At 72.3% G+C, this 18,956-nt stretch carries 17 protein-coding genes; 6 read left to right on the forward strand and 11 right to left on the reverse strand.

What is annotated here, in order from left to right; genetic code table 11:
* Both PV364_RS34435 and PV364_RS34440 read left to right on the forward strand, forming a co-directional pair.
* The coding region (locus PV364_RS34435; protein WP_319664617.1) for an ATP-binding protein at positions 1 to 2,532 on the forward strand (2,532 nt) is incomplete at its 5' end.
* A 62-nt stretch (positions 2,533 to 2,594) separates the two neighbouring features.
* The gene (locus PV364_RS34440; protein WP_401976299.1) at positions 2,595 to 3,134 is read left to right on the forward strand and encodes a two-component system response regulator; all 540 of its coding nucleotides are present in this window, start codon (positions 2,595 to 2,597) and stop codon (positions 3,132 to 3,134) included.
* 23 nt (positions 3,135 to 3,157) lie between these two features.
* Here the strand turns inward: PV364_RS34440 and PV364_RS34445 are convergent, their stop codons facing one another.
* From PV364_RS34445 to lepA, 3 genes are all read right to left on the reverse strand, one after another.
* Entirely contained in the window at positions 3,158 to 5,047 is a 1,890-nt protein-coding gene (locus PV364_RS34445; RefSeq protein WP_319664619.1) for an AMP-dependent synthetase/ligase, read from the reverse strand.
* A gap of 281 nt (positions 5,048 to 5,328) precedes the next feature.
* Positions 5,329 to 5,589, reverse strand: coding sequence for a hypothetical protein (locus PV364_RS34450; protein WP_319664620.1), 261 nt, complete (start codon positions 5,587 to 5,589; stop codon positions 5,329 to 5,331).
* Positions 5,590 to 5,801: 212 nt separating this feature from the next.
* Complete coding sequence (gene lepA, locus PV364_RS34455; protein WP_319664621.1) at positions 5,802 to 7,667, reverse strand: translation elongation factor 4; 1,866 nt, start codon at positions 7,665 to 7,667, stop codon at positions 5,802 to 5,804.
* A gap of 247 nt (positions 7,668 to 7,914) precedes the next feature.
* Between lepA and rpsT the strand changes: the two genes are divergently transcribed.
* Positions 7,915 to 8,181, forward strand: coding sequence for a 30S ribosomal protein S20 (gene rpsT, locus PV364_RS34460; protein WP_319664622.1), 267 nt, complete (start codon positions 7,915 to 7,917; stop codon positions 8,179 to 8,181).
* A 209-nt stretch (positions 8,182 to 8,390) separates the two neighbouring features.
* On the opposite strand, the gene holA is transcribed toward rpsT, so the two are convergent.
* Positions 8,391 to 9,374 (reverse strand): DNA polymerase III subunit delta, encoded by a 984-nt coding sequence (holA, locus tag PV364_RS34465; protein WP_319664623.1) that lies wholly within the window; start codon positions 9,372 to 9,374, stop codon positions 8,391 to 8,393.
* Between the two features lie 40 nt (positions 9,375 to 9,414).
* On the opposite strand from holA, the gene PV364_RS34470 reads away from it, so the two are divergent.
* Positions 9,415 to 9,663: a hypothetical protein gene (locus tag PV364_RS34470; RefSeq protein ID WP_319664624.1), complete on the forward strand. Its 249-nt coding sequence runs from the start codon at positions 9,415 to 9,417 to the stop codon at positions 9,661 to 9,663.
* Positions 9,664 to 9,709: 46 nt separating this feature from the next.
* Here the strand turns inward: PV364_RS34470 and PV364_RS34475 are convergent, their stop codons facing one another.
* Positions 9,710 to 9,979, reverse strand: a complete 270-nt coding sequence (locus PV364_RS34475) for a GlsB/YeaQ/YmgE family stress response membrane protein (RefSeq protein ID WP_319664625.1) — start codon at positions 9,977 to 9,979, stop codon at positions 9,710 to 9,712.
* Between the two features lie 331 nt (positions 9,980 to 10,310).
* On the opposite strand from PV364_RS34475, the gene PV364_RS34480 reads away from it, so the two are divergent.
* Positions 10,311 to 10,709, forward strand: a complete 399-nt coding sequence (locus PV364_RS34480; RefSeq protein ID WP_319664626.1) for a RidA family protein — start codon at positions 10,311 to 10,313, stop codon at positions 10,707 to 10,709.
* Here PV364_RS34480 and PV364_RS34485 read toward each other — a convergent pair.
* A complete protein-coding gene (locus PV364_RS34485; protein ID WP_319664627.1) occupies positions 10,684 to 11,496 on the reverse strand; it encodes an arylamine N-acetyltransferase in 813 nt (270 codons plus the stop codon). The two genes, PV364_RS34480 and PV364_RS34485, sit on opposite strands and share 26 nt — an antisense overlap.
* A gap of 308 nt (positions 11,497 to 11,804) precedes the next feature.
* Here PV364_RS34485 and PV364_RS34490 point away from each other — a divergent pair, with 308 nt between their 5' ends.
* Positions 11,805 to 13,226: an APC family permease gene (locus PV364_RS34490; RefSeq protein WP_319664628.1), complete on the forward strand. Its 1,422-nt coding sequence runs from the start codon at positions 11,805 to 11,807 to the stop codon at positions 13,224 to 13,226.
* Between the two features lie 5 nt (positions 13,227 to 13,231).
* Here the strand turns inward: PV364_RS34490 and PV364_RS34495 are convergent, their stop codons facing one another.
* From PV364_RS34495 to PV364_RS34515, 5 genes are all read right to left on the reverse strand, one after another.
* On the reverse strand, positions 13,232 to 13,525 hold the full coding sequence (locus tag PV364_RS34495) for a hypothetical protein (RefSeq protein ID WP_319664629.1): 294 nt from the start codon (positions 13,523 to 13,525) through the stop codon (positions 13,232 to 13,234).
* A gap of 75 nt (positions 13,526 to 13,600) precedes the next feature.
* Positions 13,601 to 16,096 (reverse strand): ComEC/Rec2 family competence protein, encoded by a 2,496-nt coding sequence (locus PV364_RS34500; RefSeq protein ID WP_319664630.1) that lies wholly within the window; start codon positions 16,094 to 16,096, stop codon positions 13,601 to 13,603.
* Positions 16,093 to 17,067 carry a ComEA family DNA-binding protein gene (locus PV364_RS34505; RefSeq protein ID WP_319664632.1) on the reverse strand — a complete coding sequence of 325 codons (975 nt, stop codon included), beginning with the start codon at positions 17,065 to 17,067 and terminating at the stop codon, positions 16,093 to 16,095. Before PV364_RS34505 ends, PV364_RS34500 begins: the two co-directional genes overlap by 4 nt.
* Before the next feature lie 186 nt (positions 17,068 to 17,253).
* A complete protein-coding gene (locus tag PV364_RS34510; RefSeq protein WP_319664633.1) occupies positions 17,254 to 18,099 on the reverse strand; it encodes a DegV family protein in 846 nt (281 codons plus the stop codon).
* Positions 18,100 to 18,225: 126 nt separating this feature from the next.
* A complete protein-coding gene (locus tag PV364_RS34515) occupies positions 18,226 to 18,834 on the reverse strand; it encodes a hypothetical protein (protein ID WP_319664634.1) in 609 nt (202 codons plus the stop codon).
* Positions 18,835 to 18,956 lie beyond the last annotated feature (122 nt).

Consider the following 18,956-nt stretch of genomic DNA (forward strand, 5'->3'; position numbering starts at 1 on the left):
GCGTGGAAGGACCTCACCGACAACGTCAACTTCATGGCCGACAACCTCACCAGCCAGGTCCGCAACATCGCCCAGGTCGCCACCGCCGTCGCCCAGGGCGACCTGTCGAAGAAGATCGACGTCGACGCCCGCGGCGAGATCCTGGAGCTCAAGACCACCATCAACACAATGGTGGACACCCTCTCCTCGTTCTCCTCCGAGGTGACCCGGGTGGCCCGGGAGGTCGGCAGCCAGGGCCAGCTGGGCGGTCAGGCCCGCGTCGAGGGCGTGTACGGCACGTGGAAGCGCCTGACGACCAATGTCAACGAGCTCGCCTCCAACCTCACCACGCAGGTCCGCGCCATCGCGGAGGTGGCCTCCGCCGTCGCGCAGGGCGACATGTCCCGCAGTATCGCGGTCGAGGCGCAGGGCGAGGTCGCCGAGCTCAAGAACAACATCAACCTGATGGTGTCCAACCTGCGGGAGACCACCCGCGCCAAGGACTGGCTGGAGTCCAACCTCGCCCGCCTCGCCGGCCTGATGCAGGGGCACCGCGACCTCATGGAGGTCGCCGACCTGATCCTGCGCGAGCTGACGCCGCTGGTGAACGCCCAGTACGGGGCCTTCTTCCTGGCCGAGACCGAGGCCGACGGCTCGGGGTCCACGCGGTTGCGCGCCCCGCGCGGCCTCGCGTTCATCGCGGGCTACGGGTCGGCGCAGGGCGCCACCGTCGACACTCCGGGGATGCCCGGGCACGGGCTGGTGCGGCAGGCGGCGCTGGAGAAGAAGCGCATCCTGGTGGAGGAGGCCCCGCCCGGCTACATCAAGATCAATTCGGGGCTGGGCGAGGCGGCCCCGGCCAGTGTCGTGATCATCCCGATCCTCTTCGAGGACGAACTGCTCGGGGTCATCGAGCTGGCGTCGTTCTCCCGGTTCTCCGACGTCCACCTGGCCTTCTTCGACCAGTTCGTGAGCACCATCGGCGTCGCGATCAACACGATCATCGCCAACTCCCGCACGGAGTCGCTGCTGTCGCAGTCCCAGCGGCTGGCGCAGCAGCTCCAGGAGCGCTCGGACGAGCTCCAGCGGCAGCAGGCGGAGCTGCAGCGCTCCAACGCCGAACTGGAGGAGAAGGCGGCCCTGCTGGCCACCTCCTCGCAGTACAAGTCGGAGTTCCTGGCCAACATGTCGCACGAGCTGCGCACCCCGCTCAACTCGCTGCTCATCCTGGCCCGGCTGCTCGCCGACAACCCCGACGGCCATCTGAACGAGCAGGAGGTGCAGTTCGCCGGCACCATCCACCGTTCCGGCTCGGACCTGCTGCAGCTGATCAACGACATCCTCGACCTGTCGAAGATCGAGGCCGGCCGGATGGACGTGCGCCCCAAGAAACTGCCGCTGATCAAGCTGCTGGACTATGTGCACGCCACGTTCCGCCCGATCACCCTGGACCGCGGGCTGGCCTTCGACGTCACCGTCGGCGAGGACGTGCCGCGCGAGATGTTCTCCGACGAGCAGCGGCTCCAGCAGATCCTGCGCAATCTGCTCTCCAACGCGATCAAGTTCACCTCGCAGGGCCGCGTCGAGCTGCGCGTGGCCCGGTGCGAGGGCAGTGACGACCTGATCGCGTTCGCCGTGCGGGACACCGGCATCGGCATCGCCGGCGAGAAGCTTCCGGTGATCTTCGAGGCCTTCCAGCAGGCCGACGGCACCACCAATCGCAAGTACGGCGGCACCGGCCTCGGCCTGTCCATCAGCCGGGAGATCGCGGGGCTGCTCGGCGGCCGCATCGTCGCCGAGAGCGAGCCCGGCCGCGGCAGCACCTTCACCTTCTACGTGCCGGCCGTGTACGCGGGCCATGCCCCCGGCTCCGGAGAGCCCGAGCCGGAGCACGCCGTCGGCGAAGGGGGCGGCGAGAAGGCTCCGGCGGCGCCCTCTTGGCGCGACGGCGGCCGCCGCCCCCTCGCCGCGCTCGCCACGTACCTCCCCGCGGAGCAGGCCCCGGCCTGGCCCACCTCGACCCGGCTGGAGGAGTGGCGCGACGGTCGCGCGGGCCGTGTGCTGGCCGGCAACCGCGTGCTCATCGTGGACGACGACATCCGCAACGTCTTCGCCCTCACGCATGTGCTGGGCCGGGTCGGCATGCCGGTTCTCTACGCCGAGAACGGCCGGGAGGGCATCGAGACGCTGGAGAAGAACCCCGACGTAGCGCTGGTCCTGATGGACATCATGATGCCCGAGATGGACGGCTACGAGACGATCGCGGCCATCCGCCGCACCCCGCGCTTCGCGGACCTGCCGATCATCGCCCTGACCGCCAAGGTGATGCCCGGCGACCGCGAGCGTTCCATCGCCTGCGGTGCCAACGACTACGTGCCCAAGCCGGTGGACGTCGACCGGCTGCTCAACACCGCCCACCTGCTGCTGGACCCTGAGGCCGCCGAGGGCGCGGCGCGCGGCGACCGCCGCCCGGAGGACACCGGCTCGTACGGCGACCCCGATGACCCGCGCGATCGCGGGGTCCCCGGCGACGCCGGGCGGCCCGGCCGGTGACGCCCGGCGCCGCCGGCACGGTCACCGGCACCGACAGGGCCGGCATTCTCCTGGTCGACGACATGGAGGACAACCTGATGGCCCTGGAGGCCATCCTCGGCTCGCTCAACCGGCCGATGGTCCGGGCCCGTTCCGGGGAGGAGGCGATGAAGGCACTGCTGCGCCAGGAGTTCGCCGTGGTCCTGCTGGACGTCCTCATGCCGGGCATGGACGGCTTCGAGACCGCCGCGAACATCAAGCGCCTCGACCAGACCAAGGAGATCCCGATCATCTTCCTGACCGGGAACGACCTCGACACGACCTTCGCCTTCCGCGGCTACGCCACGGGCGCGGCGGACTACCTGACCAAGCCCTTCGACCCCTGGGTGCTGCGCGCCAAGGTCTCCGTCTTCCTCGAACTCCACCGCACCGCCCGCGAACTGCGCGATCTGCTGACCCTTGACCGGGAGCGGCTGGAGGCCGTCGCGGAACGCCTCACGGCCGTCGAACGGCATCTCGCCGCCGACGGCCGTGCCGACGTGGCCGAACTGGCGCTGCGCGTGGCCGCGCTGGAGCGCGCCGTCCGCGCGGTGGACCCACCGGGCCCGCGCCGGGGCGACTGACCCGGCGCGGGCGGCCGCGGGGCTCAGCCCTCGCGGGTGCCGGAGTACATGTCGTCGATCAGGTCCTTGAACTCCCGCTCCACGACCGGCCGCTTGAGCTTCAGGCTCGGCGTCAGGTCGCCGTGCTCCACGTCGAGGTCGCGGGGCAGCACCCGGAAGGTCTTGATCTGCTGCCAGCGCTGCAGGTCCTCGTTGACGCGCCGCACGTAGCCGTCGATGAGCCGGCGCACCTGGTCCGAGGCGACGACCTCCGCGTACGGCCTGCCCTCCAGGCCGTTCTCCGCGGCCCAGCCGAGGATGGTGGGCTCGTCGAGGGCGATCAGGGCGCTGCAGAAGTTGCGGGCGGCGCCGATCACCAGGACGTTGCTGACGAACGGGCACACGGCCTTGAACTGGCCCTCGACGGCGGCCGGGGCGATGTACTTGCCGTTGGAGTTCTTGATGATGTCCTTTTTGCGGTCGGTGATGGTGAGGAAGCCGTCCGCGGACAGTTCGCCGATGTCACCGGTGTGGAACCAGCCGTCGGGCTCCAGCACCTCGGCGGTCTTCTCCGGCAGCCCGTGGTAGCCCTGCATGATGCCGGGGCTGCGGAGCAGGATCTCGCCGTCCTCGGCGATGCGCACCTCGGTGCCGGGCAGCGGCTTGCCGACGGTGCCGGTGCGGTAGGCCTCGCCCGGGTTGACGAAGCTGGCCGCGCTGGACTCGGTCAGGCCGTAGCCCTCCAGGATGTGGATGCCGGCGCCGGAGAAGAAGTAGCCGATCTCCGGGGCCAGGGCGGCGGAGCCGGAGACGCAGGCGCGCAGCTTGCCGCCGAAGGCCTCGCGGAGCTTGGCGTACACCAGGCGGTCGGCGACGGCGTGCTGCGCGGACAGCGCGAAGGGGGCACTGGGCGTTCCGGTGCGGCGGCGGTTGTCCTGGGTGACCTTGGCGTACTCGCGGGCGACCTCGGCGGCCCACTTGAAGATCTTGTACTTCGCGCCGCCGCCGGCGCGGGCCTTGGCGGCCACACCGTTGTAGACCTTCTCGAAGATCCGGGGGACGGCGGCCATGTAGGTGGGCTGCACCACCGGCAGGTTCTCGATGATCTTGTCCACCCGGCCGTCCACGGCGGTCACGTGGCCGATGGTGATGTGCCCGGCGGTGAGCACCTTGCCGAAGACGTGCGCCAGCGGCAGCCAGAGGTACTGGACGTCCGCCGCTTCCAGTAGGCCGTTGGCCTCGATGGCGCGGGCCATGTACGCCCAGCAGTCGTGCGGCAGGCGGACACCCTTGGGGCGGCCGGTGGTCCCGGAGGTGTAGATGAGGGTCGCCAGTTGGTCCTTGGTGAGCGCGCCCACGGCGTCACGGACCGCCTCGGGGTTCTTCTCCAGGTAGACCGCGCCGCGCTTCTCCAGGTCGGCCAGGGAGAGCACCCACCCGTCGTCGCCGGTGGCGGTGTCGGTTCCCACGCCTTCCGCGTCGATGACCACGACGTGGCTCAGCTCGGGCAGCTCCGCGCGGCGCTCGACGACCTTGGCCAGCTGGGCGGCGTCCTCGGCGATCAGCACGCGGCTGCCGGAGTCGGCCAGGATGAAGGCCGTCTCGTCGGCGTTGGTGCTGGGGTAGACCGTGGTGGTCGCGGCGCCCGCGCACAGCACGCCCAGGTCGGCCAGGATCCACTCCACCCGGGTGGCGGAGGCGATGGCCACCCGCTCCTCGGGGCGTACACCGAGGTCCATCAGACCGGCCGCGATGGCGTAGACCCTGGTCGCGGCCTCCTGCCAGCTGAGTGAACGCCAGGAGTCCGGGCCGCCGCCCGCCGAGAGCACCGGGTAGCGGTACGCCTCGGCGTCGGGCGTGGCCTCGACGCGCTCCAGGAACAGGTTCGCCACCGAGGGCGGCCGGTTCTCGATCAAAGTCTGCGTGTCGGTCACGACAACCTCCGGGGCCCGCCACATTGCTGGGTGACTCGCGAGTAACCCGCGATTGGTGATCAGGGTAGGCAATCCGCGCCCGGTTTGTAAGGGGCCGCGTTCACCGCGTTGCAACCACGAGGGGTGAGACAGGTGACACATACATCTACTCTGCCCACGTGCACGTCCCATGGATCCCGCGTGCCGCAGACGCAAACGGCGGGCTCTCCCGGAATCCGGGGAGCCCGCCTCCCGCCGTCACGCCGGCCACCCTCCGGCGACACCGCGGAGCACAGGGGCGATCAGCCGCCGATGGGCAGGCCGCCGATCATGCCGGTGGTGCCGCCCGACTTGCCGACCCCGCCCAGCAGTTCGCCCGTCTTACCGGTGACCGCCTTCAGGCCGGTCTTGGTGACCTCGTCCTTGGCGTCCAGCAGCTTCATCGGGCCCTTCCCGAGCGGGAGCGAGCCGTCACCGGCGAAGGCGGGGGACGCGGCGGCACCGGCGGCGCCCAGCGCGATCACGGAACCTGCGACGACGGCCGCGGCCTTCGAGTACTTCACGACACATTCCCCTTCCACGGCGACGACTTTCGCCGCCGTCACCATGGGTAACGCCCCCGACCAGCCCCGGAAACCGCACGTGAGCGGCTTTTTCCCCAATCACCCGAATGCCGCACCGCTCATACGAAAGGGCGCCTGTCCGGTCATCGGACAAACGCCCCTCGTACGCGGCGAGTCGGGCGGCCGACCGGCCGTCCCGCCCCCGCCGGCGGTCACTTCTTCTTGGCCGCGCCCTCGTCGCTGGACAGGACCGCGATGAAGGCCTCCTGCGGCACCTCCACGGAACCGACCATCTTCATCCGCTTCTTGCCCTCCTTCTGCTTCTCCAGCAGCTTCCGCTTGCGGGAGATGTCACCGCCGTAGCACTTGGCGAGGACGTCCTTGCGGATGGCGCGGATGGTCTCGCGGGCGATGACGCGGGAGCCGATGGCGGCCTGGATCGGCACCTCGAAGGCCTGCCGCGGGATGAGCTCGCGCAGCTTGGCGACGAGCCGCACGCCGTACGCGTAGGCCGCGTCCTTGTGCGTGATCGCCGAGAAGGCGTCCACCTTGTCGCCGTGCAGCAGGATGTCGACCTTGACCAGGCTGGAGGTCTGCTCGCCGGTGGGCTCGTAGTCGAGCGAGGCGTAGCCGCGGGTCTTGGACTTCAGCTGGTCGAAGAAGTCGAAGACGATCTCGGCGAGCGGCAGGGTGTAGCGGATCTCCACCCGGTCCTCGGAGAGGTAGTCCATGCCCAGCAGCGTGCCGCGCCGGGTCTGGCACAGCTCCATGATCGCGCCGATGAACTCGGTGGGCGCCAGGATCGTGGCGCGCACCACCGGCTCGTACACCTCGCCGATCTTGCCCTCGGGGAACTCGCTGGGGTTGGTGACGATGTGCTCGGCACCGTCCTCCATGACCACGCGGTAGACCACGTTGGGGGCGGTGGCGATCAGGTCGAGGCCGAACTCGCGCTCCAGGCGCTCGCGGATCACGTCCAGGTGGAGCAGGCCGAGGAAGCCGACGCGGAAACCGAAGCCGAGGGCGGCCGAGGTCTCCGGCTCGTAGACCAGGGCGGCGTCGTTGAGCTGGAGCTTGTCCAGCGCGTCGCGCAGTTCCGGGTAGTCCGAGCCGTCCAGCGGGTACAGGCCCGAGAACACCATGGGCTTGGGGTCCTTGTAGCCGCCCAGGGCCTCGGTGGCGCCCTTGGACTGCTGGGTGATCGTGTCACCGACCTTGGACTGGCGGACGTCCTTCACACCGGTGATCAGGTAGCCCACCTCGCCGACGCCGAGGCCGTCGGCCGGCAGCATCTCCGGCGAGTTGGTGCCGATCTCCAGCAACTCGTGGGTGGCGCCGGTGGACATCATCTTGATGCGCTCGCGCTTGCTGAGCTGACCGTCGACGACCCGGACGTAGGTGACGACGCCGCGGTAGGAGTCGTAGACCGAGTCGAAGATCATCGCGCGGGCCGGGGCGTCCGCGACGCCGACCGGGGCCGGGACGGTCTCCACGACCCGGTCGAGCAGCGCCTCGACCCCGAGACCGGTCTTGGCCGAGACCCTCAGCACGTCGGAGGGGTCGCAGCCGATGAGGTTGGCCAGTTCCTCGGAGAACTTCTCGGGCTGCGCGGCCGGCAGGTCGATCTTGTTCAGCACCGGGACGATGGTGAGGTCGTTCTCCATCGCCAGGTAGAGGTTGGCCAGCGTCTGCGCCTCGATGCCCTGGGCGGCGTCGACCAGCAGGATGGTGCCCTCACAGGCCGCGAGCGACCGGGAGACCTCGTAGGTGAAGTCCACGTGCCCCGGGGTGTCGATCATGTTCAGGATGTGGGTCTTCCCCTCATCGGCGCCCGTGGTGGGCGCCCAGGGCAGACGGACCGCCTGGGACTTGATCGTGATGCCGCGCTCGCGCTCGATGTCCATCCGGTCGAGGTATTGGGCGCGCATCTGCCGCTGATCCACCACACCGGTGAGCTGGAGCATCCGGTCGGCAAGGGTCGACTTGCCGTGGTCGATGTGCGCGATGATGCAGAAATTGCGGATCAGCGCCGGGTCGGTACGGCTCGGCTCCGGCACGTTCGAAGGGGTCGCGGGCACGCAGGGTCCTGTCTCTTGAGGCGCCTGTCGCCTCTGGTCGGATCGATACGTATGGCTCCCATAGTCCCATGAGCGGGGCCGGGGACCGTGCCGGGCGGCCCGGAAGCGCCCGCGCGCGGCGCCGGGACCGGGCCCGGGAGCGCCGGTTTGGGCGGCACAGCGGCCGACTGCTAACCTGGGCAGTCGCGCTTCGTGCCCTCTACCCGAGGCGCGAACCCCATCAGATCACACCTGAGAAGGCTCTTTCGTGGCGAACATCAAGTCCCAGATCAAGCGCAACAAGACCAACGAGAAGGCGCGCCTGCGCAACAAGGCCGTCAAGTCCGAGCTCAAGACCGCCATCCGCCGCACCCGTGAGGCCGTGGCCACCGGCGACGTCGAGAAGGCCACCGAGGCCGCGCGCCTCGCCGGCAAGAAGCTCGACAAGGCCGTGAGCAAGGGCGTCATCCACAAGAACCAGGCCGCCAACAAGAAGTCCGCGCTGGCCGTCAAGGTCGCCGCGCTCCAGGCCTGAGCCTTCTCGTCAGTACCCAGCGGTACCCGGCAACACCTCGCCGGTGACGGGCACAGCGGTCCCTCTCACCCGCTCCACCACCGGCAGACATGATCCACCGGCCGCACGCGGCCTGCGTTCGCCACGCGGGTGCGGTCCTCGAAGGGCCTCGTACCTCCCCGGTACGGGGCCCTTCGGCGTGCTCCCGTGAGGGCGGACCACCGCGCAGGTCAGCGGGCGCGGGAGGCGCGCGCGATCGACACGACGGCCTTCTCCAGGGCGTACGCCGGGTCGGCGCCGCCGCCCTTGACCGCCGCGTCGGCCTCCGCGACCGCGCGCAGCGCCGTGGAGACCCCGTCCCCGGACCAGCCGCGCATCTGCTGGCGTACCCGGTCGATCTTCCACGGCGGCATGCCCAGCTCGCGGGCGAGGTCGGCCGGCCGGGCGCCGCGCGGGGCGGAGGCGAGCTTGCCGATGGCCCGTACGCCGGAGGCCAGCGCGAAGGTGATGCCGGGCAGCGGCTGGCCGACGGCGATGGCCCAGCGCAGCCGTTCCAGGGCCTCGGCCGTACGGCCGGTGACCGCCAGGTCCGCGACCTCGAAGCCGGTCGCCTCGGCGCGACCGGTGTAGTAGCGGGCGACGACGGCCACGTCGATCGCGCCCTCCACGTCGGCGGCCAGTTGCGCGCAGGCGCTCGCCAGCTCGCGCAGATCGCTTCCCAGCGCGTCCACGAGAGCCTGGCAGGCCTCGGGGGTCGCCGACCGGCCCAGGGTGCGGAACTCCCCGCGCACGAAGGCCAGCCGGTCCGCCGGCTTGGTCATCTTCGGGCACGCCACCTCGCGCGCCCCCGCCTTGCGGGCCGCGTCCAGCAGGCCCTTGCCCTTGGCACCGCCCGCGTGCAGCAGGACGAGGGTGATCTCCTCCACGGGGGCCGCCAGGTAGGCCTTCACGTCCTTGATCGTGTCCGCGGACAGGTCCTGCGCGTTGCGGACGACCACGACCTTCCGCTCCGCGAACAGCGACGGGCTGGTCAACTCCGCGAGGGTGCCCGGCTGCACCGCTTCGGGAGTGAGATCGCGCACATCGGTGTCGGCGTCGGCCGCCCGCGCGGCGAGCACGACCTCCCGCACGGCGCGGTCGAGAAGCAGGTCCTCCTGCCCCACCGCGATCGTGACGGGGGCGAGCGGACTGTCTGTCGTACTGTTCCTGGGCATCGCCGTCCAGCATCCCACGCGGGTCCGACACAATGTCCCGGTGAATGACGTCAGACATGTCCTCGTACTGCCCGACCGCGACTCCGCGGAGGACGCCGCCGACGAAGCCTCAGAGCGCTTCGACCTCCCTGCCCGCCCCCAGATCGTCCGCGACGCCCTCGCGGGAGAGGACGACGCCGAAGACGCCCAGTGGCTCGTCGTCGTCAACGACGAGGACGGCGAACTGGATCCCGCCGCGCTGAACGCGCTGGCGGAGGAGTTCGAGGGCTGGCTGGAGGAAGAGGACTAGAACCGGGCCCGGGCCTCGGCCCGGAGCGGTGCGCGGCGGCTCCCGTTCAGCGGGAGCGGGAGTCGCCGAACAGGACGCGGTAGACGATCAGCAGCACCAGGGCGCCGCCGATCGCGGCCCCCCAGGTGGGCAGATCGTAGAACTCCTTGGTGATGGGGTGGTGCAGGAACTTCGCCGAGATCCAGCCGCCGACGAGGGCGCCCGCGATCCCGATGAGCGTCGTTCCGACCAGGCCGCCCGGGTCCCTGCCGGGCAGCAGTATCTTGGCGATGGCGCCTGCCAGCAGGCCGAGCACGATCCAGCCGATGATGGTCATGAGGTCAACCTGCCACGGCTCCGGGCCCCTCATGCCTGCTGATACGCACCCATGGGCATCCCGTGACACGGCGGTTGCACTTCTCGGACCGCCCCCGGGTCTGCGCACGGGCGCGGTGGACTCGGCACGGCGCGGCGGCACCGCCGAGATCACGGTTGCCAAACCCCTGAGGCGGCGGTGGTGTTCGCCGTGCCGGCAGGGACCGCTCGCACGGCGCCGACCCGGCGGGCGCGGGCGGGCGGGCGGCGGACGAGCTGGGCGGCGTCCTCGCGGTCCGGCGCACGCCGAAAATCGGGTGACACGTCCCCGGCGCCCGCCGCAGGCTGCCGCAATGACCCGTCACACGATCGTCCCGTCCCTCTTCCCGCCGCCCGGCTACGCGCACGCCGCCGTCGTCGAGACCGGCACCCGCGTCGCCTTCCTGGCCGGCTCCGTCCCCCTCGACGCCGACGGTGAGCTCGTCGGCCCCGGCGACCCCGTGGCCCAGGCCCACCAGGTCGTCGCCAACCTCGACGAGGCCCTCCACGCGATCGGCAGCGGCCTCCCCCACGTCGTCGCCACCACCGTGTACGTGGTCGCCCACGATCCCGCCGACCTCGCCCGGGTCTGGGACGTCGTCCGCACCTGCGGCCTCAGCGAAGGGCCCCACACCTCCACCCTGGTCGGCGTGGCGTGCCTCGGCTACACCGGGCAGTTGGTGGAGATCACGGCGACGGCAGTGGTGCCGTGAGGCCGAGCGGGGCGCGCAGCCGCGGGACACGGTCGAGCGCGAGTCCGAAGCCGTCGCGGTAGGCCTCCAGGACCTCGCTGTCCGTGTCGAGGGGGACTTCGTGGCGGGTGCCGTCGGGCGCGGTCGTGATGAGGGTGCGGCCGGTCAGGGTGAGGCGGCCACCGTCGTCGGTGAGGCGGGAGCAGACCAGGGACGTGGTGAAGTGGGAGCGGGGGGAGGTCTGCTGGTACCAGGAGCCGACCTCGAAGTCGGCGAGCTCGCGGGGGCGCAGGTCGAGACGGTAGACGGGGGTTCCGTCGTGCAGGAGGTCGGGGTCGCCCAGGGGAGCGGGGGTGAAGCGGAAGACGCCGCCGGGGTCGGACTGGTCGGTGTCCGTGGTGAGCGGCAGCGGGTGGTGGGCGTGGCGGCCGAAGCCCACGTCGGCGAGGAGGGTGGCCCCGTCGGCGGTGCGGACACGCAGGGCGAGGTGGTCGTAGGGGATGCCGAGCCCGTCCGGGCTGATGCCGCGGCAGGCCAGGAGGCCGACGTCGTAGCCGAGGGCGGTCAGCAGTGCCGCGAAGGCGCCGTTGAGCTCGTAGCAGTAGCCGCCGCGCCGGGCCCCGACGATCTTGTCGTGGAGGGCGTCGGGAACCAGGGTGACGGGCTCCCCGAGGTGGAGGGAGAGGTTCTCGAACGGGACGGCGACCAGATGGCGCACGTGGAGTTCGCGCAGTGCGTCGGCGTCGGGTCGGGTGGGGCGCGGGGCGCCGATGCGGCGGAGGTAGGCGTCCGCCTGGGATGCGTCCATGGCGTCAGCTTGGCGAGGCACCGTCACGAACGCCAGGGTCCGCGACGCGGGAAGGACCGGGGCCCAACGACAGTCCCGGCGTGGCGATTTCCCACTCCCGGTGCGGATTAGCGCACTCAATCGCCCAGGAGGCAGTGGTTTTACGCTGGACGGACGGCTTCTTGGCTACGGATTTCGTTGTTCAGAGGCTCTTGACGTGGCCTTGACGGCCAGGGTTTCATCCTCGGAACGGAGATGAACATTCCGTTCCGAGTTTCCCTGGACCGGAGGCGGTAGCCCCCTTCAGCCCGACCTGATCGGATGCGCGCATGACCGACATGCTTCACCCGCCGGCGGCCCCGCACTCACCCCTGGCCCCGCCCATCGAGGCGCCGAGGGCACTGAAGCGGTCGATCGGCGTCGTGGGCGGAACGCTGCTGACGCTCTCCTGCCTGACGCCCGCTTCGTCGTTGTTCGTCATCGTGCCGCCGCTCTTCGCCGACCTGGGCACGGGCACCGCGCTGACCATCGTGATCGCGGCCGTGCTGTGCGTCGCGGTGGCGTTCTGCTACTCCGAGCTCGGCACCCTGATCCCCAGCGCGGGCGGCGAGTACGCGATGGTCGGCACGCTGATCGGCCGGCTGGCCGGATGGATCGTGTTCGTGCTGTCCCTGATCGTGGTCATGATCGTGCCGCCGATCATCGCGCTGGGAACGGGTGAGTACCTGGCGCCGCTCGCGCAGATCGACCCCAAGGTCGCGGGCGCCGCGGTGATGCTGCTGGCGACCGTGATGGGCCTGCTGGACCTGCGGGCCAATGCCTGGATCACCGGCATCTTCCTCGTGCTGGAGGTGGTGGCGGCCGGCATGGTGGCCTTCCTGGGCTTCTCGCACCGCGCCCGGCCTGCCTCGGTGCTGGTCCACCCCGTGACCCAGGGCGGGCACGGGCTGGGCACGGCGGTCACGGCCGGGACGATCGTGGCGGGCCTGGCCATCGCACTGTTCGTGCTGCAGGGCTTCAGCACGGCGGTCTACCTGTCGGAGGAGATGGAGAACCCGCGCCGCACCGTCTCGCGCACCGTGCTGTGGACGCTCGGCATCGGCGCCCTGGTGGTGATCGTCCCGACGATCGCCATCACGCTGGGCGCACCCGACATGGACTCCCTGACCGCAGGCGACCTGTCGGCCCTCGTGCAGGGCTGGAGCAATTCCGCGGTCGGCACCTTCATCAGCCTCTGCATCGCACTGGCGATAATCAACGCGGGCATCGTGATGGTGATCCAGAACTCCCGTGTGCTGTACGCGTCGGCGCGCGACCGCGCCTGGCCGACACCGGTCAACAGGGCGTTCGGGACGCTCAGCAAGCGATTCGGGGCGCCGTGGATCGCCACGCTGGCGGTGGGTGTGCCGGGGGCGGTGCTGTGCTTCGTGCCGGTGGAGACGCTGAGCGGGGTGACGGGTGTCGCGGTGGCCGCCATGTACATCGTGGTGGCGCTGGCGGCGCTCGGGGCACGCAGGGGCGACCACAAGCAGCGGTCGGCGTGGCGCATGCCGCTGTGGCCGGCCGTGCCGGTGCTGCTGGTGGCGGTGCTGGCGTACGTGCTGGTCCAGCAGACCGCTCAGGATCTGGTGATCACGGGTGTGATCGTGGCGGCCTCCCTCGCGTACTGGTGGTTCTATCTGCGGCCGCGGCAGAGCACCCGCTGGGTGATCTCCGTGCCGGAGGAGGAACTGGGCCTCGCGAACAGCTGAGACCGCTACACGTCGCCGTCCAGGACGCGCTCCAGGCTGGGTGCCTTGACGTGGGCGCCCGACTGCACCGCTTCGATGCGGCCCTTGACGTCGCCGAAGTCGAAGTGGCCCAGGGTCCAGTAGTCGGACCACTCGGTGAGCGCCTGGAAGTTCATGAAGGTGGCGACCACCCGCTTGCCGGGCTTGCGGAATTCGTCGACCGTCACGCGGGTCGCCCCGAAGGTCATCGTCGACGACACGTGTTCCCAGCCCCGCTCGGCGGCGTAGGCCACGGCGTGGTCGCGGTAGTTGAAGGTCATCCGCTCTCTCTCCTCGTCGTTCCGCCGGCCGCCGCCCGGCCGCGCCGGGAGGACGGGCGGGCGGTTCGGCACCGGTCACGGTGAATGTCCCATGGGTGCGGCACGCAGGTGGCCGGTATCGCCGAGGACGGCGATGGGTCCGTCGGTGTCGGTGCGCAGGACGGTGGTGCCCTGGGCACGGAGGGCGCTGATCGTGCGGGGTGAGGGGTGGCCGTAGGGGTTGTCGCTGCCGCAGCTGATGAGGGCGAGCCGGGGACGGAGGCGGGCCAGGAGGGCGGGGTCCTGGTAGGCCGAGCCGTGATGGGCCACCTTCAGCACATCGATGCGGCCCAGCCCGGGCACGGCGGTGAGCAGCGCGCGCTGGGCGTCGGGTTCGAGGTCGCCGAGCAGGAGCACGGTGAGCCCGGCGGTGCGCACGAGGAGGGTCACGCTGGCGTCGTTGGGATTGGCGTCGTCGGTGACGGGGAGGTCCGAGGGCGCGGAAGGGGGCCACAGGACGCGCCAGTCCAGCGGTCCGAGGCGGCGGTGCTCGCCCGCGACGGCGCGGATCACGGGGACGCGGGCCGCGGCCGCCCGGGCGCGGACGAACGCCGCCTGGTCCGCGGGCGCGTCGAGGACGGTCGTCTCGATGGCGCCGACGGCCCGTTGGCGCAGGACGCCCGGCAGACCGTCGACGTGGTCGGCGTGGAAGTGGGTCAGGACGAGGAGGGGAACGGCCCGGATGCCCAGCGACCGCAGGCAGCGGTCGACCAGCCGGGGTTCGGGTCCGGTGTCGACGACCACCGCGGTGCCCCGCCCGCCGGCGGAGAGCACCAGGGCGTCCCCCTGGCCGACGTCGCAGACGACCATGCGCCAGTCGGGCGGCGGCCATCCCGTCACGGCCCGGGGCAGCGGGACGGGCCGGACGACGGTCAGCACGATCAGCAGCACGGCCGCGGCGCACAGCCAGGGCCGGCGCAGCAGACGGCGGCCCGCGACGACGACGGCCGTCACGACCGCCGCGAGCAGGAGGGCACCCGCCCATGTGCCGGGCCAGTCCACGGTGGCCCCGGGAAGGGCGGCACCGTACCGGGCGACGGCGGCGATCCAGCCGGTGGGCAGGCCCGCCAGCCACGCGAGGGCCTTGGCCGCGGTCATGGCGGGCGGCGCGGCGGCGAGCGCGGCGAAGCCGAGGACAGTGGCGGGACCGACCGCGAGTTCGGCCAGCAGGTTGCACGGCACGGCGACGAGGCTGACGTGGGCGGCGAGCACGGCGAGCAGCGGAGCGCAGACGGCCTGGGCGGCGGCGGATGCCGCCAGTACTTCGGCGAGCCGGGGAGGGACCCGCCGCCGGCACAGGGCCGCGCTCCACCGGGGGGCGAGGGTCAGCAGGGCCCCGGTGGCCAGTACGGAGAGGGCGAAGCCGTACGAGCGGGCGAGCCAGGGGTCGTAGAGGAGCAGCAGCAGGACGGCCGCGCACAGGGCCGGCAGGAGTGAGCGGCGGCGTCCGGTGCCGATGGCCAGCAGCGTGATCAGACCGCACACCGCCGCGCGCAGCACGCTGGGGTCCGGACGGCACACCACGACGAAGGCGATGGTGAGCAGGCCGCCGAGTACCGCCGTGGTGTGCAGCGGGAGCGCCAGTCGCGGGGCCAGGCCCCGGCGTTCGGCGCGCAGCGCGATGCCGGGCGGCCCGATGAGGAGGACCAGGACGAGGGAGAGGTTCGACCCGCTCACGGCGGTGAGATGGGTGAGGTCGGTGGCCTCGAAGGCGTCGTGGAGTTCCGGGCCGATCCGCGTGGTGTCGCCCACCACGAGCCCGGGCAGCAGGGCGCGGGCGTCCGGCGCGAGGTCCTCGGAGGCGGTGCGCAGGCCCGCGCGCAACCCGCCGGCGAAGCGCTGCACGGCCGACGGCGGCCCGACGGCGCGCGGTGGGCCGCGCACGGACAGCACGGCGGCGACGCGGTCGCCCGAGTCGCCCGGCGGCGCCAGCCGGGCCTCCACGACCAGCCGCGTCGAGGGGAGCAACGACCCCCAGGGTGCGACCGGTTGCCGGGCGACGAGCAGGACGGGCGTGCGCACGGCCGTCGTCGTACCGCGCGCGGTGACGCGTACCGCCTCGGCTTCGAGCAGTACGGCGGCGGGGGCGCGGGCCGCGCCGCGCACATGGGGGCGGATCATGCGGGGGTCGGCGGTCAGGGTGATCTCGACGCGGGCGTGGGCGTGCTGGGCCGCCAGGTCGGGCACGGGGCCCCGATGGAGGTCTGCGCCGTGCAGGGCCGCCACTGCCGCGGAGACGGTGCCGCAGAGCAGCGCGGTCCCGACCGCCGTGAACGTTGCCGTGGCCGTGGCCGCCGACAGGCTCCGCGACAGGAACCGGGGTGCCAGGAGCATGCCCGCGCCCACGAGCGCGCCGGCGGCACAGAGCCCGGTCACCACCTGCCCGGGCGCGGTGAGCGCGACGCCCGCGGCGAGCCATGCGGCCAGGGCCGGCACCAGCAACCGCAGGTCCGCCGGGCCCTCTTGACGCGGATGGGACGCGCCCCGGGGCGACGCGGCGTCCGCGTGCACCGCGGGACGGCGGGGGCTCACGGCGTGACCAGGGGCTTGAGGTCGGCGAACCGGCGGTCCCCGATGCCGTTCACGTCCCGGAGCTGGTCGACGCTGGCGAAACCGCCGTGCCGGGCGCGGTACTCGATGATGTGCCGCGCCAGCACCGGGCCGACGCCGGGGAGGGTGTCCAACTGCTCGGCGGTGGCACCGTTCAGGCTCACGGCGGCGGGCGGGGCGGGCGCCGCGCCCGCCGCCGCGGGCGCGGGCAGGCCGGGCGCGGCGGCACGGCCGACGACGATCTGCTCACCGTCGGCCAGCCTTCGGGCGAGGTTCAGGGCGCTGGTGTCCGCGCCGGGCAGGGCTCCCCCGGCCGCCTCCAACGCGTCCGCGACCCGTGCCCCGGTCGGCAGCCGCCGCAGACCCGGGCGCCGCACCTTGCCCGCCACGTCCACGACCAGGGCCGCCTGCGGGCCCGGCCCGGGGCGCGGCGTGCGGGGACCGGTGGACACGGGGGCGGGCACGGCCGCGGGGAGCGTGGAGACGGCCGGGGGCACCGCGACGGTCCGCGGCCTGCCCGTCCAAAAGTGGTGCACCGCGAACCCGATCGCGACGACGAGCACCGCGGCGAGCGCGACCGCGGTCTTCGGCTCCATCCCGCAGCGCAGGGAGAACCACGTGGGCAGCCGCTCGGTCAGGGCGAGCCGCCAGGCCGTGCCGCGCCGTACCGCCACCCCCGGCGGCCCGTGCCGGGCAGCCGCCCCGCGCGGCCGGCCGGCCGTGCCTCCGCCCATGTCAACGCCCCCGCGCACGTCAGCGTCACCGTCACCGTCCGCGTCGGCAGCCGTGTCGCTGTCCGTACCCGGGTCCGCCGCACCACGGCGCGACGCGGGCCCGTTCAGTACGGCGGGCGGGTGCCCGGGCGGCGGGTCGAAGAGTGCGGCGGCGCGGTCGCGGACGGAGTCGGCGTGAACGTGCGGGTGGCGGCGGCTGGTTGCGGTGATCGGTCCCATGTCCGAGACGGTAGGCCTTGCGCCGGCACAGAGATGATCTTGCTTGATTCCTGTGGACAACCAGGCCGTTGTGGACAACTCCGCCACCCGCAGGTGTTACTCGCGTTCACTCATGGCGACTCATGTTCACCCGGGCACCCGGGCACCCGGGTTCACTCGGGTTCACTCGGGTTCACTCGGGTCGTTTCACAACGGCGAGACCACTGCCCCCAGCAGCCCCGGACCCGTGTGGGCCCCGATCACCGCGCCGACCTCGCTGAGGACGAGGGTGCGCAGGGCGGGGACCCGGGTGCGCAGGCGCTCCGCGAGGCCGGAGGCCCGGTCGGCGGCCGCGAGATGGTGCACGGCGATGTCGACGGGCCGCGAGCCCGCGCGCTCGACGACGATCTCCTCCAGGCGGGCGAGCGCCTTGGACGCCGTCCGCACCTTCTCCATGAGCTGGATCCGGCCCTCGTCCAGCTGCAGCAGCGGCTTGACCGCGAGCGCCGAGCCCAGCAGCGCCTGGGCGGCGCCGATGCGCCCGCCCCGCCGCAGGTAGTCCAGGGTGTCGACGTAGAAGTACGCGGAGGTGTCCGACGCGCGCTTCTCCGCCGCGGCGACGATCTCGTCGGAGCTGCCGCCCGACTCCGCGGCCTCGGCGGCGCTGAGGACGGGGAAGCCCAGGGCCATGGCGACCATCGCGGTGTCCACCACCCGCACCGGCACCGGCGCGCTCCCGGCCGCCAGCCGTGCGGCGTCGTACGTCCCGGAGAACTCGGCGGACAGGTGCAGGGAGACGATCTCCGTGGCGCCCGCCTCCGCCGCCGCGCGATAGGCGGCGGCGAACTCCTCGGGGCTGGGCCGGGACGTGGTGACGGGCTTGCGGCGCACCAGGGCGCGGGCCACGGCGGGGGCCGATACCTCGGTACCCTCTTCCAGCGCTTCGTCGCCGATGACCACCGCCAGCGGAACCACGGTGATCCGGTGCCGGGTCAGGGCCTCCTGCGGCAGGTAGGCCGTGGAATCGGTGACGATAGCGACATGGGACGACATGTGCGGGAGGTTACCCGCGCCGAAGGCCCGGCAACAGTACGGCCCCGCTGAGGTGAACGCGGCGGGTGCGGACCCCGGTGGACGGCGCCCCGACCGCCCGGACCCCTCGGCCCGCCCCGCCCGCGCTCACAGCGTCTTCGGCGGACGCTCCGCGGACGAGGACGCCCCGGGGCCCGGCTCGGGCAGGCTCGCCGGCGCCCAGTGCCGCAGGGCACCCGCCTCCAGGTCGATGTCGCGGCCCAGCGCCGCGAGGTCGTCGTCGGCGAAGCGCCGGGCGCGGTCCTGGGCGGCCCAGCGCAGCGAGTCGGCGGAGTGGGTGATGCGGCGGGTGCGCTCCTCCAGTTCGCCCAGGCGCGCGGAGATCCGGGCGCGGTCCGGCTCGCGCTCCAGCAGTTTCAGCTCGGCGTCGAGTTCCGTGGCGTGTCCGCTCAGCCGCCGGAACAGTGCCACGGCCTCGCTGAGCCCGGAGTCGTCCGCGGCCCGGGACTCCAGCGCCTCCCGGGTGCTGGCGACCGAGGTGCGCAGCGCGAGGCGCAGTTCGGCGAGCTTCCCGGCGGGGCCGGGCTGGGTGTAGCGGCGCGCCTTGAGACCGGTCTCCTCCACGACGCGCCGGGCCTCGACGCTCGTACGCTCCACGCCGCGCCGTACCGCCCGGGCCGTCCTGACCGTGGCCACGATGCCGAGCGCGACGAAGGAGGCGAAGATCAGCAGGATCAGGGCGACGGCGACATCCACGGCGGCTCCTCTGCCCGGTCGGCCCGATCTGCTCGATCGGCGTATGCCCACCGTAAACGGCCGGGGGCGGACGAGGGTTCCGGGGAAACCCTCGTCCGCCCCTGAGATCCGAAGTCTCCGGC

Source organism: Streptomyces sp. MI02-7b (assembly GCF_033793585.1).
GTDB lineage: Bacteria > Actinomycetota > Actinomycetes > Streptomycetales > Streptomycetaceae > Actinacidiphila.